Here is a 17359-nt window from a genome sequence, read left to right as displayed (position 1 = left end):
TGAGCGAACTAGAAAGGCGCTTGCTAAACGTTATTATTGTTGGCCCACAAGATCCTTTCAGGATGACGAAGTGGGGATAGCGTTATTCCGCCGTAATCACATAGATGTGGCTGGTAAGGGCCGCGGCATCTGGGGAGATGGGCAGGCCTACTTTCATGAGGTAATCGCCGGAGAAAGTTTTGCCATTGGCCGCGAAGTTGGATTTGGTGCCCGGGAAAAGATTGGTTTCCTCTATTTTGTATTTCTTCTGCGGGTCAAGGCCTTGCAAGGTCACGGGGAACATGGTCTCGTTGAAGCGCGTGTGCAGATTGTAGGAGTACAGAACGGCTTTGTCTTTGGCCGGGGCCACGTACATGACGGCGGCACGGTTGCCCTCGTACGGCGAGAGCAGCCGGTAATGGTCGCCTTTCCAGATGATCTCGCTCAACTGCTTGTAGGTCTTCACGGCCTGTTGGCTAAAAGCTAGTTCGTCTTTGCTCCACTTATCTATTTCCTGATCGAAGCCCAGTTTGCCCATCATGGCGACATCGGTCCTGAATTTCAGGGACTGCTTTCCCCAGGAGGTCACGTGGCTGGAGAGCGCGATGGACGGGAAGAAGTACGAGTAGCCCCACTGGATGAAAATGCGCTCCACGCCATCGGTGTTGTCGCTGGGCCAGAACGAGGTGAAGTAGGGAAGGGCGCCGTAATCGGTGCGGCCGCCGCCGCCGGAGCAGAGCATGATGGGCAGGTGCGGGTATTTCTGGCGCAGACGGTCCAGTACTTTGTAGAGGCTTCGGGTGTACTCAATATATAGGTGCGACTGGTTTTCCTTGAGGTACGGCGAGTAGGCGTTGGTCATCATGCGGTTGTTGTCCCACTTGATGTAGGCGATGTTGGGGTGCTTGGTCAGCAGCTTGTCTACCACGTCATAGACGAAATCCTGCACTTTAGGATTGACCAGGTCCAGGATAAGTTGGTTACGATAGAGGTGCTCCTCGCGGTTGGGCAGTTTCAGGATCCAATCGGGGTGTTTTTCGTAGAGCTCGCTTTTAGGGTTCACCATCTCAGGCTCCAGCCATATGCCGAATTTCACGCCTTTGCTTTCCGCTTCCTTGATCAGGTCGCCTATTCCGTTGGGGAGTTTCTCTTTGTTTTCCTGCCAGTCACCCAGTCCGGCGCCGTCGCTGTTGCGGGGGTATTTGTTTGCGAACCAGCCATCGTCCAGCAGAAACAAGTCTACGCCTAGTTTAGCGGCATCTTCAAACAAACCGGCCAGTTTCACCTCGTTAAAGTCAAAGTACGTGGCCTCCCAGTTGTTGAGCAGCGTGTAGCGGGGTTCATTTCCGTCCAGGATGCCATAGTTACGTCCCCACCGGTGGAAGTTGCGGCTGGCAGTGCCTTTGCCCTGGGTGCTGTAGGTGAAGATGAACGCGGGTGTGGTGAAGGTCTGGTTTTTGGGAAGCTTGTACTCAGAGGCGTACGGATTCATGCCGGCTACCATGCGTAGCGATTGTTTCTCGTCCATGTCAAACGCAAAGCGAAAGTTCCCGGTCCAGGCCAGCGTACCGGCCAGCACCTCGCCGGTGGTTTCATCGGAGAGTTTGTTTTTGGAAAGGAAAAACACGGGTGTCTGGTACATGTTGGCGCGGCTGCCCAGTTTGCTGTCCAGGACTTTGGTGCCGTTGGTGAGCTTACTTTCCTCCATGCGCATTTCCTCGGCCCAATCACCGTGGAACTGGGTGAGCCAGTACTGCGGCGCGTCAAAGTGCAGCATCGCCGAGGCGTACTGCGTGAGCACCACCGGTTTCTTTTCCTGGTGCCTGATCTCGGTCCACGTTTTAATGACGTCTTCCTGAAAATAGGCCGAAAAATGCAGCGTCACCTCCACGGGGTACTTGGGATCTTTGAGCGTGATGTGGGAGGTGGTGACATTGCCGTGCTTCTCGGATTTGCTGAAGGCGTACCGCAAATCCAGCGACGGGTTGCCGTCATTGTGCTGCACCCGGATGGCGGGTTCAAAAAGGTTGTCAGTACCGGCGGGCACGTAGGCTTCGTGTTCGGGTTGCAGTTGAGCGAACTCGGGGGTATTGGAAAGTTTGGGCCCCAGATAGCTTTGATAGAGTTTCTGGTTTTCGGCCACGGTTAGAACCAGGTTGACGTGCTGGGTTTCGATGACAATTTCACGTCGGGTCTGGGCCTGGGCACTGCCCACCAGGGCCGTTAAGAAAAGAAGTAACAATCGCTTCATCTGAAGAAGTAGAGGTGGAGAAAGAAAGCAATATACATCATCTCCCTGAACTCTGTGAGAGAAGCCAGGCAGGTTTTTAAACAGATGCAGCCCAAAGGTGAAAAGGGCTTTTAGAACGGTTTTCAGGAGCCGGTCTAGACCTGTTTTAGCGCTGTTTTGCTTAAAATACCCTCAAAGGGGCTTCTCTTTTATAAACTTGGCAAAAGACCATTTATGATGTAGCTTTGCCGGTACATAACCTTACATCCAGACACATGGCATCAAAATATGATTTGATAGTGGTGGGTAGCGGCCCCGGTGGTTACGTAGCCGCCATCCGCGCATCACAATTAGGTATGAAAGTGGGCGTGGTAGAGAAAGCTGAGTTAGGCGGTATCTGCCTGAACTGGGGCTGTATCCCTACCAAAGCCCTGCTGAAAAGCGCCCAGGTATTTGAGTACATCCAACACGCAAAAGATTACGGAATCAACGTTTCTGACGCCAGTGCTGATTTCGGTGCCGTAGTGGCCCGTAGCCGGGGCGTGGCCCAGGGCATGAGCAAAGGCATCCAGTTCTTGTTCCGCAAAAACAAGATTGACCATATCGCCGGTTACGGCAAACTGAAGGCCCCAGGTCAACTGGAGGTGACTTCCGAAGACGGCAAAGCCGAAATCTACGAGGCTGCCCACATCATCCTGGCAACCGGTGCCCGTTCGCGCGAGCTGCCTAATTTACCTATCGATGGCAAAAAGATCATCGGGTACCGTCAGGCCATGGTGCTGGAGCAGGCGCCAAAGAAAATGGTAGTAGTAGGTTCCGGTGCCATTGGTATTGAGTTCGCCTATTTCTACAACGCCATGGGTACCGAGGTAACCGTGGTGGAGTACCTGCCTAACATTGTCCCGATTGAGGACGAAGAGGTTTCCAAGCAGTTGGAGAAATCCTTCAAGAAAGCCGGCGTGACCATCATGACCAACTCTGAGGTGTTGAGCGTGGACACTTCCGGCGAAGGCTGCGTGGTGAAAATCAAAACCGCCAAAGGCGAGGAAACCGTAGAGGCCGACATCGTGCTGTCTGCGGTGGGTATCCAAACCAACCTGGAGAACCTGGGCCTTGAGGAGCTGGGCGTTGCCGTTGAGCGCGGCCGTGTAATCACCGATGATTTCTACCGCACTAACGTACCGGGCGTGTACGCCATCGGTGACATCGTGAAAGGCCCTGCTTTGGCGCACGTTGCCTCAGCAGAGGGTATCATCTGCGTGGAAGCTATCACCGGACACAACCCAGAGCCGTTGGACTACAAAAACATCCCGGGTTGTACGTACTGCATCCCAGAGATTGCCTCTGTAGGATATACTGAGAAGGAGTGCCGCGAATTGGGCCGCGAGATCAAAGTGGGTAAATTCCCGTTCTCCGCGTCTGGTAAAGCCAGCGCCAGCGGTGCCAAAGATGGTTTCGTGAAAGTGATCTTTGATGCCAAGTACGGCGAGTTCCTGGGTGCCCACATGATTGGTGCCGGTGTAACCGATATGATTGCCGAGGTTGTGGTAGCCCGTAAACTGGAGACCACCGGCCACGAGATCATCAAAGCCGTTCACCCGCACCCCACCATGTCTGAAGCCGTGATGGAAGCCGCCGCGGCTGCCTACGGCGAGGTGATCCACTTGTAAGCATTTTCACATCTGAATTTGAAAGGCCCGGGCTCTGTCCGGGCCTTTTCTTTTTTAAGGCGCTTTTTTTAAGAAAAACAGGTCTAAAACAGAAAGCGGTTGAGGTTGTTTTCAGAAAAGAATTGGGGAGGTTTTAAACCTTTGCCAGAGTCCAGACTCTAATTAGTCTAGCTTCCCTGACACAAAAGCTGTCCTTGCCCGTTTCTAAATTAGAGTTCTTTGACCAGCGAAATCTTTCCTTCCCCCATGAAATACCTTCTCCTTCTACTCTCCATTATCACATTTCCAGTCGGGACAGTTCTGGCGCAGGGTAAAATAAGCGGTAAGCTGCAGGACCTTACCACCAAACAACCGGTGGGCTACGCCACGGCTGCGCTGCTCTCGGGGCGTGATTCTTCCATTGTCAATAGTGCCTTGGTAGAGGGGGATGGTTCTTTTGTGTTAACTCCGGTGGCAGAGGGCCGCTATCATCTGAAGATTTCCTTTGTGGGCTATGCTACCCGCGTGATGCCAAACATACAGGTCACTTCCGCAAACCCAAATGTAGACTTGGGCGTGATTGGCTTGCGCTCCGCGAGTACGCAGTTAAAGGCCGTGGAGGTAGTGGGCCAAAGGGAGCAGGTGGAATACGCGCTGGACCGAAGGGTGTACAACGTAGGGCAGGATCTCTCTACCGTGGGCGGCACGGCCGTTGATGTGATGCAGAACGTTCCCTCGGTGACGGTAGACCAGGACGGGACGGTGAGCATGCGCGGCACTTCCAATATCACCATTCTCATTGACGGTAAACCATCGGCTTTGAGCGGATTGGGATTAGACCAGATTCCGGCCAGTACCATTGAACGGGTAGAGGTGATCACCAACCCATCGTCTAAATTCGACCCCAGCGGTACGGGCGGCGTGTTGAACATCATCCTGAAAAAAGAAAAGCAACGCGGCCTGAACGGGGTAGTGTCGGCCAATGCGGGTATGGGCAACCGGTATAATACCTCGGTGAACCTGAACTACCGACTGGGCAAGTTGAACCTGTTCACCAACTATGATTTCAGGCAAGATTATAGAAAAGGCACTGGAAACGTGTTCAGGACTAACCGCCCGGAAGGGGAGGCGGTGACATTCCAGCGGCAGAACTCCCGCAACAGTAACCTCAATCGGAACCACAACATCCGGTTCGGGGCTGATTATCAGCTGACAGAATTCCAGAGTTTGACCGGATCCGTGCTGTACCGTAACGGCATGCGGGAGAACGAGGGCCAAACGTTCTATGAGTTCCTGAACCGCGAAGGTACCCTGGACAGCACCTCTACCCGCCAGTCGTTGGGCAGCGAGACCCGTGACCTGTGGGAATATTCCCTCAGCTACCGCAAAACCTTCACCCAGCCGGGCCGTGAGCTCACCGCCGATGCCGTTTTCAACCAGGAACGTGAACCTGGCCAAGACGCCTTCAGCCAACGTTTCCTTTACCCCGATGGCACCCCTAGCCTGTACCAGCCTACCTTGCTGCAGCGGAACCAAGCCCTGGAACGCGAGCGCGAGTTCTCCCTCCAAGCCGATTATGTGCAACCCATAGGCGAGAAAGGCAAATGGGAAGCCGGTTACCGCAGCACGTTTGAACGCAGCGATGTAGATGTGCAGGCCTCAGACCTTAATCCTGAAACGGGCCGGTACGAGAACAACGTGGGCCGCACGAACCATTTTGTGTATGACGAATGGGTGCACGCCGTGTACGGCAACTATGGCAATGCTATCCAGAAATTCAGTTACCAACTGGGAGCGCGGCTGGAGCAAACCAACATTATCACAAACCAGATCACCCAGGCCCGCCGCAATACCCGTGATTACCTCAACCTGTTTCCCAGCCTGTTCCTGACCTATGAATTCTCGGAGGAGCAGAAAGTGCAGACCAGTTACAGCCGCCGCATTGACCGGCCCGGGTCCCGGCAGTTGAACCCCTTCCTGGATATCTCTGACCTGTATAACCAGCGCCAAGGAAACCCCAACCTGAACCCCGAGTTCATCAACTCCTACGAGGTCAACTACCTGCATTTCTGGAAACACGCGACTGCTACGGCGGGGGTATTCTACCGGCAAATGAACGATGTGGTGCAGTCGGTTCGGCAGTTGCTGCCGGCCGGGGAGGGGAATGACCGCCAGATCACCTATACCACGTTCCAGAACATTGGGCAGGGTTCTTCCTACGGAATAGAGCTGACCGGATCAGCCACGCTGACGCCCTGGTGGCGTTTGAACGTAAATGCATCGGGCTTTAGGTACACCATTGACGGCTCTGAGCAGGGCCTGCAATCTAACAGCAGGCTTTCCTGGACCAGCCGTCTGAATTCCAGCTTTACCTTGCCGCACAAAACCGAGGTGCAACTGGCCGTAAACTACCGTTCTCCTACCGCTACCGTACAGGGCGAGCGCTCTTCTTTCTTCATGACCAGCCTAAGCGCCCGCAAAGAAATCCTGAAAGGAAAGGGCAACGTTATCCTGCGCGTGCAGGACTTGTTTAACACCATGCGCTTTAACTCCACCAGTTTCGGGAATGAGTTTGAGGAAGTGGCCCGTTACAAGCCGCAAAGCCAGATTGTGTACGTGGGCTTTAGCTACCGTTTCGGGAATACGGCCCAGAAAAAGGAACGCGAGGAGAGAGACGCAGAAACACCCACCGGCCCTGAAACGGAGCAGTATTAAGTTCGGGTAAAACTGGAAAGGAGTAAGTTGTTTTAACGGTGTTTTCTCTAAAACGCCGCTAAAACCATCTAGGTGCTGAAAGTAGGTGAAGGAAGGCAAAAAAGAAGGCTTCTCTCGTAGGAGAGAAGCCTTCTTCCGGGCTTAAAAGTATAGGAGGTTAGTTATTGTTTTTCTTGGCGTACTGATCGTAACGTTTCGGGTCTTTTTTCCGGTCTTTCTTTCTACCTATTGCCCCTCCGGCCACCGTACCGGCTGCGGCCCCAATAATGGCGCCTTTAGTACCGCCTACAATGGCTCCGGCTGTCGCGCCGCCGGCCCCGCCAATCACAGCGCCTTTGGCTTTCTTACTCCAGCCTTTCTTTTCTTTCTTTACTTCCTGGGCTTGTGCCTCGTTCGTCACGCTGCCGCCTAATACAAACACAGAGTACAGCATGACCATAGATATCTTCAGATTCTTCATGATCTTCTCTTGGTTGATGTTTTGTATTTTACGAGGTGAAAAAGCTGTTGTTATGTATATTAAAAAAGAAGATAATAGTATTAAGGAAAGGATAGTCTCTGCTGCTCTACCTTCTTGACAGATCAGCAATCGCACAAAATTAGGCTTAACCTATTAAAACCTTATTGCTTGCGGCAGACGACTTGCAAAATGAAATGGGGCCAGAAACACCTGTGGAAAGCTGTTTCTGGCCCCATTTCTTGAAAACACTCCTTAAACAGATTACATTTTTTCGTCGTGCTGGGAAAGGTCAAGGCCTAGTTGTTCTTCCTCGCAGGTTACCCGAAGCGGGGAGATCAGGTTCGTCAGTTTCAGCAGAAGCCAAGAACCGCCAAACGCGAAGAGAGACACGCCCACCATGGCCCCTAATTGCGCCAGGAAAAGCTTGGTTTCCCCGAAAAGGAGGCCCTGGTCAGCGATGGCTGGGTTAACGCTTTTGGTGGCAAACACCCCCGTCAGCAACATGCCTACCATTCCGCCTACGCCGTGGCAGGGGAACACGTCCAGGGTATCGTCAATGCTGGTGCGGGTGCGCACCTCAACCAATAGGTTGCTCACCACGGCGGCAATAACCCCAATGGCGATGGAATGAGGAAGGGTCACAAAACCGGCGGCAGGGGTGATGGCCACGAGACCTACCACGGCACCAATACAGGTTCCCATGGCCGAGGGCTTGCGTCCTTTCAGGCCATCAAAGAAAATCCAGGCCAGGGCCGCCGCCGCCGAAGCAGCCATGGTGGTTGCCAGAGCCGTAGTAGCCAGAGAATTCGCGCCCATGGCAGATCCGGCGTTGAACCCGAACCAGCCAAACCACAAAAGACCAGTACCCAGCAGCACAAAGGTGATCATGGCCGGAGAGTGCGTAGGTTCGTTTCTTCTTTTCAGGAAAATGGCCGAAGCCAGCGCCGCCCACCCCGCCGACATGTGTACCACGGTTCCTCCGGCAAAGTCCAGGACGCCCAGTTGGAACAGAATCCCTTCAGGGTGCCAGGTGGCGTGGGCCAAGGGCGCATAGATAAACACAAAGAACAGCAGGATGAAGACCGTGTAAGAAGTAAACCGAATGCGCTCGGCAAAAGCCCCGGTAATCAAAGCGGGCGTGATGATGGCGAATTTTAATTGGAACATGGCAAACAAAACCAGCGGAATGCTAGGAGCCAAAGACCACGGCGCACCGTCCAGTACGTTCTGCATCATGAAAAACGTAGCGGGGTTCCCTATAATCCCGCCTAGAGAATCACCAAAGGCCAGACTGAACCCGAAAACCACCCAAATCACCGTCAGCATGGCCATACAGATAAAGCTCTGCAGCATGGTGGAGATCACATTCTTGCGGTTCACCATGCCGCCGTAGAAAAAGGCCAGACCTGGGGTCATCAGCAAGACAAACGCGGTGGCGGTGAGCATCCAGGCAATGTCTGCGGGATTCAGTTCAGCAGGAGAAACCGCCTTCGGGACGGCCGGGAACACAAAGGTCAGCCCCACCACAATCAGCAGCAGAATGAAGGGAATCTTGGAAAGCTTATGGACCGGAGGGGCTTTGACGGACTTGGCAGTCGTGGTTGGTGTCGCGGTAGAAGTGAGCATAAGTAACCTGAGTTTTTGTTTGAAATGAGTTTGGTATTCTAATATGATAAGAAAATTTTAAGTTTAAAACAGAGTAGGTGTAAGAAATGTAAGGAATAAGCTATTGTGTTAGTAAATTGTAAATCAATGGTTTGTTAATTCCTCAACAGGCACTTCCAGACTTTAGCTGTTCCTGACACTTTCATAACTTTGATTTGAATCCTTTCTTAAATTCTTAATTTTAATGCGCTTCCGGCCTTTGAAAAAAAATGTGGCAGCAGGGCATATTTTTCTCTCCTGAAAAGAGCGAGATTTCCTGCCTTTAGCCTAATCTCATTCGAACGGTTTTCTCGTACTAGCACCTGTACCTTTTACTCACCTATAGATATGCGTTTATCTTCCGCCTTTTCAAAATACACTTTTTGGGTCATCTGCCTGGGAATTCTGTTTGGCTGCCAAAAAAGCCAGGAGCAGGTGCAGGAGCGAACCCCGGAAACCACCCAGGAACAGGCCACCCAAAACGGATACAAGGTGATCGGGATCAAAGACGGTGACACGGTTGAATTGCTGAAAGACGGGAAACCCCTCACCGTGCGGCTACAGGGTGTGGATTGCCCCGAAAAGAACCAGGATTTCGGCACCCGGGCACGGCAGTTTACTTCAGATCTGGTTTTCGGGAAGTATGTGGAGTTGGTGGTGGAGAATGTGGACCGTTACGGCCGCACCGTGGGAGAAATTATTCTGCCCGATGGCCGTAACCTGAACCAGGAACTGGTGAAGAACGGATTTGCCTGGCATTACACCGCCTACTCCAAAGACCAGGAACTGGCTCGGCTGGAAGCAGAGGCCCGCGCCGAAAAACGTGGCCTTTGGGAAGGCCCTTCTCCGCAGGCTCCCTGGGAGTTTCGGCAAAGCCGCCGGGGAAAAGGAGCTGCTTCTGCCAATACCGCCTCTACTAAAACGAAAACCCCTAAAACAAAGGCAACGGCCATTGCAAAAGGAGGAAAGGTATACATCTGCCAGAGCAAAGGTTCCAAGACTTTTCACACTGATCAAAATTGCTACCTGATGGAGCAATGCAAAAGCCCCACCGCTGCCATCACGCTAGCGCAAGCCCAAAAAGAAAAGCGCACTCCCTGCAAAACCTGCGCCGATTAAGAGAGCAGCTGTTTAGCGGCCGATTTCAGGAAATGAAGCCTAAAAAAAGGTGGCAGATATCAATACAAATTAGCCAAAAAGCGGAAGGCTTCTCCTGTTCAAGGGGAAGCCTTCCGCTTTTTGGTAGTTTATGTTGCTACACTGCAAACACATTCCCGCTCATTATCCTGATCTGGCTGCGGCCACCAGCTTGCTTCTCCACTACAATTTGCGTGCTGATGCGCTCCTTCAGGGCTTCTACGTGCGAGATAATCCCGATCACCTTGCCGCTGGCCTGCAGACTTTCCAAAGCATCCATGGCCACATCCAGCGTTTCGGCATCCAGGGTCCCGAAGCCTTCATCAATAAAGAGAGAATGTATCTGGGCCTTGTGGCTCGCCAGGTCTGATAACCCGAGGGCTAATGCCAGGCTCACCAGGAAACTCTCACCCCCGGAAAGGGAATTCACCGACCGGACGGCATCGCCCTGGTACGTGTCCAGAATCTGTAGATCCAGTTCGTTCTCGCTGCTCTTCAGGATACGGTAGCGGTCATTGAGGCGGTGCAGGTGGCGGTTGCCCAGTTCTACCAGCCGGGCCAGGGTGAGACTTTGCGCATATTTGCTGAACTTCTTGCCATCGGCGGAGCCGATGAGCCGGGAAAGGCTGTCCCAACGGTCGGCTTCGCCTTTTTGCAAGTCCAATTGCTGGGTGAGCTGACGGTGCCGCTCCCGCAGATCGGTGTCTTGCTGTAATTGCATCTCCAGGCGCGCAATCTGCGCTAGTTGTTGGTTTTTCTCTTCCTCCAGCGCCTGGATAAGCGGATGAAGTTCTTCCAGCGTTAATTCAGTTAGGTGACGTTCCTTCTCAGATTGGTATTCCTGTTTGGTTTGCTCCAGGCTGTGCTCCAGTTCGGTCAGCGTTTTTTGCAGCCTTTCCTGTTCCTGGCGCAGCCTTTGTGCTTCTTCCTGTGACAGGAGTTGAGCCTGCAGTTCTGCCAGGGAGGCATAACCCAACGGCTGAATCTTCTGCAGCAGGGAATTCTTTAACTCTGATTGTAACTGCCGGTTGGTCTGCTGTTCTTTCTGCCGCTCGGTTAACTGGTGCCGAAGCAGGTTTAATTGTTCCTGCTCCCGCTGTAAACCAACCTCCGCTGATTGCAAGGCTTGGGCGGCTTGTTGCAGGGTTTGCTGTAGTCGCTGTTTCTCAGCCTGCGGCTGGAGGTTTTCGGGCAGCAAATGGTTTCGCTGGGCGCGGAGTTCCCGCAAATGCGCTTGGGCTTTCTGAAGGTGCTCTTGCCGCAGTTTAACCTCTGTTTGCTTTTCTTCCAGTGATTTCTGGCTGTTTTCTGCCTCGGTTTTGGCCTGGATAAACTTTTCCCGGAGTTCCGGCAACTGGGCTTTCTTCTGTTCATAGACTTGCCGACGCTCGTCTAGTTGTGCCAACAGGGCAGGACCGTTAGAGCCAGAGAAGGAGAGTCCGTAGGTACTGAAAAAAGAGGCCAAGGTTTGAGAGAAGACTTTTTCCTGTTCGGCGAGGTCTTGCAGTTCTTCCTCAAGGCGCTCCATCTGAGCACGGGCCGATGCGTGTTTTTCGGTTGTTTTCTCGATTTCGTGCCGAAAACGTTGTTGCTCCGTCAAAAGCCTTTGTTCTGCCTGATGCGCGGCCTCGGTTTGGGTGCGCAGGGTGCGGAGTTTCTCCAGAGTAGCGGCGGCTTGTTCCAGTTCGGTTTTCCGTGTTTTCCAGGATTCGTCAATCAGGTCAGTCGCGGTAATTTCATGGGCTACTGCCAGAAGGGAATTCAGCTGCGTGAACTGGGTATGCAAGTTCTGGGCTTGCGTTGCCAACTCCTGTACCTGCTCCTGGGTGTGCTGTTCCTCGATTTCCAGTTTGTGGACCGCCGCTGCTTGTTCCCGTTCCTGAATATCCAGTTGCTGTAATTGCGCTTGCTGGTATTGCAGATTTTGCTCTGCCTCACTTAGAGTCTGCGGCTGATGTTCCTCCACAAACGGGTGGTGCGTGGAGCCGCACAGAGGGCAAGGCTGCTCGGGCTGTAATTGGGTGCGGGCTTCTTCGTACTTCTGGATCTGCCGTTGCAGGTCCACGATGTGCTGTAGATCCTTTTGTTTGTCAAAGGCCTGGGCGCGGTTTGCCTGCGTTTGGGCAAAATCCCTCCGAAGCTGGTGCAGGTGCTGCGAGGTTTGGGTTAATTGGGTTTGCAGGTTCTGGCGACGCGCCTCCAGTTGCAGGTAGTTTCTGCTTACATCCAGTTGCTTCTCCAATTGACTGCACACTTGCGGAAGGCTGCGGCACAGGTGTTCCAACGTTTCATGCTGTTGGCCCTGTAAAGCGGAAGTGGCCTGGTTTTGTAACTGGCTTAAAAGCGCGCGCTGTTCTTTCAGGTGACTTTCAGTGGTTGCCAATCGGCTTTGCCAGGAAGCCGTATTTTTTCCTTCGTTTTCCAAAACCAGCCTAAAATCAGCTTGCTCTTTGCGGAGCTTCGTTTGCTGCTTCTGGACCTCCTCTAGGTTTCTGAACTCTGATTTTCCTTCGTGCAGCATGTGGGTCAGTTCTTCGTCCTGGGCATGTTCCTGCAGCCAAGTCTTAAAAGAGAGTCCCTGTTCCTGAATTTGCTTAAATGTAGCCTGCTGCTGCTGCAGGGTAGCGGTAAGCTGATTGACCTGTACCTGTAGACCAGCTGCGGCTTCCTCGTCTCTGGTGTACTGCGCTTGTTGCGCTGCCAGGTGCGTGTCTTGCTGCATGACCCGATCTAACCGTGGTTCTGCCTCGGTTAAAGTTTGCTGCGCCTGTGCGTAGGCTGCTCGAGCGGTTTCAGCGGATTTGGTTTGCGTGGATACCAGTTGTTCCTGGGCGGGTATCTGTTCCTGTAAACGAACAACGGTTTGATCTACCATTTGCCCCTGCCGATTTACTTCCGAGAGGCGTGCCAACTCAGATTGAAATGGCTGGGCTTGTTCGTGGCGCTGTAATTTTTCGCGGTTAGATTGTCCTGCCAGTTGTTCTATCTGCGCTTGGGCAACTTGCGTGTGAAGTTGAGCTTCTTTCTGGATAAGTTTCTGGAGATGGGTCAGCCAGGTTTGTTGCTGATGGTGCTGCTGTACCTGCTGGTGCGCCAACCGTACGGCTGCTTTCAATTCAGAGACTTTCTGGGCTAAGGCCAATCGCTGCTCTTCGGGCAGAAGCTGGTCTACCTGCAGCAATCGTTCCAGGTCCTGGAGTCTCTGCTTTTCGGCTTTGGCCTTCTCGTAGGCCGCCATGGAAATCTGGGAGTAAATGCGGGTATCGGTGAGTTTCTCCAGGAGTTCGCTGCGCTCGCTTTCACTGGCTTTCAGAAAACGGGTGAAGTCACCCTGCGAAAGCATCACCGAGCGGAGGAACTGCTGAAAATCCAATCCGCACAGGTCCATGATGCGTTGTCGGGTTTCAGAAAGGCGCGATTCCAGGACTTCCTGCGTGGCAGCGTCCATGAGTTCCATCACGGGACTTTGCAGCTTGCCATCGGCTTTGCCACGGCTCCGGCGGAGGTTCCAGCGGGCTCTGTAGGTTTTTCCCTGGGCCTCAAACTCCACCTCAGACCAGCACTCACCCGTGTGGCGGGTCATAATCTCTGAAACATCTCTACCATGGCGGGGCACCTGTCCATACAGCGCCACCGTGATGGCATCCAGAATGGTAGTCTTGCCCGCGCCGGTGGGTCCGGTAATGGCAAACAAACCCGATTCGCTCAAAGGCGGCTCATTGAAGCGAATAAGATGCTCGCCCTGGAGCGAGTTCAGGTTAAGGAAACGAACAGAAGTTATCTTCACGGGATTGGAATCTATGCGAGATAGTAAAGATAACAGGTTTTGGGGAAGGGGAGGAGATGTAGCGTTTCTGTTATTAGTCTGTTTTTGAAAAAACAAGCAGGAACCGGTAATCTTTTTTCAAATCAAGAGATGGTACTGCAACGAAAGATTTTCTGATTAATGCGTCACATAATACAAGAACTCACCCATCCGTTTTCCGAATTGAAAAATAGAAAAAGTTGCAAGAGCTATTAAGAAATACTTGGTGTACTTGTTCTGGAGAAGTGAGATAATTTTCAACATTATTCAAATCATTTCTTTGTGAATGTGTTAGCAATACTTTTGAAGGCCTTCAAATTGTTGTCAAAGTCAGCAGAGGCTGAACCATGAATAAGAAAGTAGTCCCCAGTGGGGTCAAATAAAATCATAAGGTATTTAAGCTCCTTACTCCCCTTGGCATCATTACCTTCCGCTACTATTTCATAACCATTTAACCAAACGTGAAAATAGATATTAAAAGCAGAGGAAGTAGTAGTCTGAGTCTCACAATTTTTTTATTTAAAGATAGACTAATTTGTTTTCGGTAAAGCTCTAGGCTTTATAAAAACTGTTTAGAACCTACTTTAAAATAGATATGCTTCAGATAAGTTTGCTTTTAGAGAAGCTTCCTTTCCTTATGGGCTTCTAGTTTTCCCAAACCCAATAGAAGCTTTAAGGCATTGATTAACAGCTTTATTCATCCCAAATTATAAGTGCTAAAGTACGCTCGTTAAATATCTCTGTATCTAAATATTCCTAAATCCGTTTTAGCACCAGATAAGCCCATAAGGGCGTTCCATTGAAGTTGATGAAAAATTAAAAAGCCAGAATTTGTCTGTAGCGTGATTTTAGTTGGTTTTGTTTTTGGCACGGAAGTTGAAATGAGACAAAACATAAGAGATAAACTTTTACAGACTCTAAAAAGTACTAACATGAAAAAGCTAAGTTTGATATTCGCCCTGATGTTCTTAGTGACTGTTGCTTTCAACAATGCCCAGGCGCAAGAGCGTAAAAAATGGAGCCCACAAGCAAAAGGTGCGGTGATTGGAGCTGGTACCGGTGCTGCGGCAGGTGCTATCATCAACAAACGTAACCGCGTAGTAGGTGGTGTAGTTGGAGGTGTTGTTGGTGGAGCCGCCGGATACGGTGTAGGTAAAATCGTTGATAACAAGAGAAAGAAAAGAGCTGCAGAGCAAGAAGCTGAGTTCAACAGAACCGTAGCCGCTAACCGCGCTTATTCTTACAACTCTTCTAACAGGTCTTCTGGTTCTGCTAAGAGATCCTCTACTTCCACAGCCGCTAAAACAGCTGCTGTTGCCGCCCCTGCTACTATGGCTTACACTGGTTATACTGCTGGTCAGCCACAGATCATGAGCATGTCTAACTTGTCTTTCTTACCGAACGAAAACTACGGTGACTATTCAAAACCGTACGCAGATTCTGAATACAGAAGAAAAAGCTGGTAAGCTGGGCTTAAGCCAAATATAAATGAAAGCCCAAGCCCTGAGCTTGGGCTTTTTTGGACCAAATCTTAAAATATTTGAAACTCCTAATATTCTAAAGGAGTATGTGGGTTAGTCATACACAAAACCAATTACTATGAAACCATACCTGTTAATGTTTGTATTTGCTGCTTTGCTTTCTTCCTGCACTAAAACCGAGAAGAAGGAGTCAGTGAACGTGCAGCAATTGAATCAGCAGTTTATAGGAGCCTGGAACAGCAAGAATTCAGCCCAATTAGATACCCTTTTAGCCGATGATGTGCACTTTGTGCAAGGCGAAGTACACTATAATGGAAAATCAGAAGTATCACAGAAGTGGGTTCGGGAAACCATGGGCACCATTGAGAACCTGCGCACTTTCCCCGTAAGCTCCGGGGCCGATGAAAACATCGCTTTCGAGGGCGGTACCTTTACTGTAGATGTTATTCCTTCTGACCGCCAGTTGCCTAAAGGCGAAGGCGAAGGTAACTTCATGTTGCTATGGAAGAAGAACGAAAAAGGTGCTTGGAAACTACACTATGCCCAGTTGGAAGACCATCCCGTGCAGGTAGCCAGATAATCTTTTCATCATTTGCGTTAGTTTCATGTGAGCCTGGAGATTTGATTCTCCAGGCTCTTTCTTTTGCTGATCCAACTAACTTGCTGTGTGTTGAAGTAGTGGCAGCGGTCTATGCACTACCGGAGACCCAATCTCTTGATTGGCGTTAATGCGAAGAGCAAATGTTTTGAAGATGTTTTCAGAAAAACGTGTTGGAAAAGGACCTTTGTATTTGGCTGCAGAGTTTCACCAATCAATAGATTGGATGTCTAATAGTGGCGTAGTCAGAGACTACGCCCAACAAAAGCGCAACCAAGAAGTGAGCGACGGAAAGCAGAGCCAAGTTTACAGCAGTCTTTTAGGGGTAATTTTCTGAAAACAGGCCAAAAGCAAAAAGGCACCGCATGCGGTGCCTTTTTGCTTTAATAATAAGTTCGTGCTGCTTACACAGAGAAACTGTCGCCGCAGCCGCAGGTACGGCTGGCGTTGGGGTTGTTGAAGAAGAAGCCTTTGCCGTTCAGTCCGTCAGAGAAGTCCAACTCGGTGCCGGCCAGGTAGAGGAAGCTTTTCATGTCTACCACTACCTTCACGCCTTTGTCTTCAAACTCCTGGTCCATGGGCTTTACCTCGTCATCGAAGTCCAACTTGTAGGACAAGCCGGAGCATCCGCCACCGGCTACAGAAGCTCTTAAACGGAAGCTGTCATCTATGTTAGAATCGTGCTTCAGCTTTTCTACTTTTTCTTTTGCTTTATCAGAAACGGTAATCATACGCGTGTCCTTTCTTTATTTTAGGAGACCGGATTCAGCACTACACTGAAAACCGTAATGGTGTTGATGTCTCGGCCGTAATATAGTTTATCCAACGCATCATACATGTTGGTCGCCCGGAAATAGGAGGTGTTCAGCTCGCGCTCGCCCCGCGCCACCCATTGGATGGTGAAAGAGCTTTCTTGGTCACGCGACTGCCGCACATAGTCCAGCATTTTCCGAAGCGCATCCACCCGGTCATAGCCTGTTACCGTATGGAACAGGAACGACTGGTGGTGCCGCGGGTTCACCGTAATCAAATCAAGGCGCATCCGGTCTTCCATAGGGCGGAAGTCAAACAGAAGCTGACTTCCCTCCATGCCTAAATGCTCTTCAATCTGCTTTTGAATCCGGGCGCTCTCTACGTGCACATTGGTGGATACATCCATGCGCTCGCAGAAATCTTAGTGGTGCGACTTGGCCTCTACCAATGGCTCCAGACCGTTTTTCACGCGGTAGTCATTGATAGCAGATTTGATGGCGTCCTCGGCTAAAACAGAGCAGTGAATTTTTACCGGCGGTAAGGCCAATTCTTCCACAATCTCCATGTTGTCAATAGCCAGAGCCTCATCAACGGTTTTGCCTTTCAACCACTCCGTTGCCAGAGAAGAAGAAGCGATGGCAGAACCACAGCCAAAGGTTTTGAACTTGGCATCAGTGATTACCTGGTTCTCATCTACCTCAATCTGAAGACGCATTACGTCACCGCACTCAGGGGCACCTACTAAACCAGTACCCACGTTTGATTTTGATTTGTCCAGCGTACCTACGTTACGTGGGTTGCTGTAATGATCGATTACTTTATCTGAATAAGCCATGGCTTTGTTTAATTACGAATGAATATTTTGAAATCAAGAATTAGGGTAAGTAACTAGTTTATACGCTTTTAAA

The 17359-nt window shown here is 51.1% G+C and carries 12 protein-coding genes; 5 read left to right on the top strand and 7 right to left on the bottom strand.

Going from position 1 to position 17359, the window contains the following annotated elements; genetic code table 11:
- Window positions 1-82 precede the first annotated feature (82 nt).
- The gene (locus EFB08_RS12425) at window positions 83-2230 is read right to left on the bottom strand and encodes an alpha-galactosidase (RefSeq protein WP_123127289.1); all 2148 of its coding nucleotides are present in this window, start codon (window positions 2228-2230) and stop codon (window positions 83-85) included.
- 254 nt (window positions 2231-2484) lie between these two features.
- Between EFB08_RS12425 and lpdA the strand changes: the two genes are divergently transcribed.
- Both lpdA and EFB08_RS12415 read left to right on the top strand, forming a co-directional pair.
- On the top strand, window positions 2485-3879 hold the full coding sequence (gene lpdA / locus EFB08_RS12420) for a dihydrolipoyl dehydrogenase (RefSeq protein ID WP_123127288.1): 1395 nt from the start codon (window positions 2485-2487) through the stop codon (window positions 3877-3879).
- Between the two features lie 246 nt (window positions 3880-4125).
- Complete coding sequence (locus tag EFB08_RS12415) at window positions 4126-6573, top strand: TonB-dependent receptor domain-containing protein (RefSeq protein WP_125077732.1); 2448 nt, start codon at window positions 4126-4128, stop codon at window positions 6571-6573.
- A 157-nt stretch (window positions 6574-6730) separates the two neighbouring features.
- Here the strand turns inward: EFB08_RS12415 and EFB08_RS12410 are convergent, their stop codons facing one another.
- Both EFB08_RS12410 and EFB08_RS12405 read right to left on the bottom strand, forming a co-directional pair.
- Complete coding sequence (locus EFB08_RS12410; protein ID WP_193553973.1) at window positions 6731-7033, bottom strand: glycine zipper domain-containing protein; 303 nt, start codon at window positions 7031-7033, stop codon at window positions 6731-6733.
- A 261-nt stretch (window positions 7034-7294) separates the two neighbouring features.
- Window positions 7295-8659 carry an ammonium transporter gene (locus EFB08_RS12405; RefSeq protein ID WP_123127285.1) on the bottom strand — a complete coding sequence of 455 codons (1365 nt, stop codon included), beginning with the start codon at window positions 8657-8659 and terminating at the stop codon, window positions 7295-7297.
- A 366-nt stretch (window positions 8660-9025) separates the two neighbouring features.
- Between EFB08_RS12405 and EFB08_RS12400 the strand changes: the two genes are divergently transcribed.
- On the top strand, window positions 9026-9796 hold the full coding sequence (locus tag EFB08_RS12400) for a thermonuclease family protein (RefSeq protein ID WP_123127284.1): 771 nt from the start codon (window positions 9026-9028) through the stop codon (window positions 9794-9796).
- A 136-nt stretch (window positions 9797-9932) separates the two neighbouring features.
- Here the strand turns inward: EFB08_RS12400 and EFB08_RS12395 are convergent, their stop codons facing one another.
- Window positions 9933-13601: an AAA family ATPase gene (locus EFB08_RS12395; RefSeq protein WP_125077731.1), complete on the bottom strand. Its 3669-nt coding sequence runs from the start codon at window positions 13599-13601 to the stop codon at window positions 9933-9935.
- A gap of 860 nt (window positions 13602-14461) precedes the next feature.
- Here EFB08_RS12395 and EFB08_RS12390 point away from each other — a divergent pair.
- Both EFB08_RS12390 and EFB08_RS12385 read left to right on the top strand, forming a co-directional pair.
- Window positions 14462-15085 carry a YMGG-like glycine zipper-containing protein gene (locus EFB08_RS12390; protein WP_227006324.1) on the top strand — a complete coding sequence of 208 codons (624 nt, stop codon included), beginning with the start codon at window positions 14462-14464 and terminating at the stop codon, window positions 15083-15085.
- 133 nt (window positions 15086-15218) lie between these two features.
- Window positions 15219-15680 carry a YybH family protein gene (locus tag EFB08_RS12385; RefSeq protein ID WP_123127281.1) on the top strand — a complete coding sequence of 154 codons (462 nt, stop codon included), beginning with the start codon at window positions 15219-15221 and terminating at the stop codon, window positions 15678-15680.
- A 422-nt stretch (window positions 15681-16102) separates the two neighbouring features.
- Here the strand turns inward: EFB08_RS12385 and EFB08_RS12380 are convergent, their stop codons facing one another.
- The 3 genes from EFB08_RS12380 to iscU are packed head-to-tail and all read right to left on the bottom strand — an operon-like array spanning window position 16103 to window position 17286.
- Complete coding sequence (locus tag EFB08_RS12380) at window positions 16103-16429, bottom strand: HesB/IscA family protein (protein WP_123127280.1); 327 nt, start codon at window positions 16427-16429, stop codon at window positions 16103-16105.
- A 20-nt stretch (window positions 16430-16449) separates the two neighbouring features.
- A complete protein-coding gene (locus EFB08_RS12375; protein ID WP_123127279.1) occupies window positions 16450-16857 on the bottom strand; it encodes a hypothetical protein in 408 nt (135 codons plus the stop codon).
- A 15-nt stretch (window positions 16858-16872) separates the two neighbouring features.
- The gene (gene iscU, locus EFB08_RS12370) at window positions 16873-17286 is read right to left on the bottom strand and encodes a Fe-S cluster assembly scaffold IscU (protein ID WP_062544368.1); all 414 of its coding nucleotides are present in this window, start codon (window positions 17284-17286) and stop codon (window positions 16873-16875) included.
- Window positions 17287-17359 lie beyond the last annotated feature (73 nt).

Source organism: Rufibacter latericius (assembly GCF_003721515.1).
Lineage (GTDB): Bacteria > Bacteroidota > Bacteroidia > Cytophagales > Hymenobacteraceae > Nibribacter > Nibribacter latericius.
The sequence above is the reverse complement of the archived record's forward strand: the minus strand, read 5'-3'. Positions and strand labels throughout refer to the sequence as shown.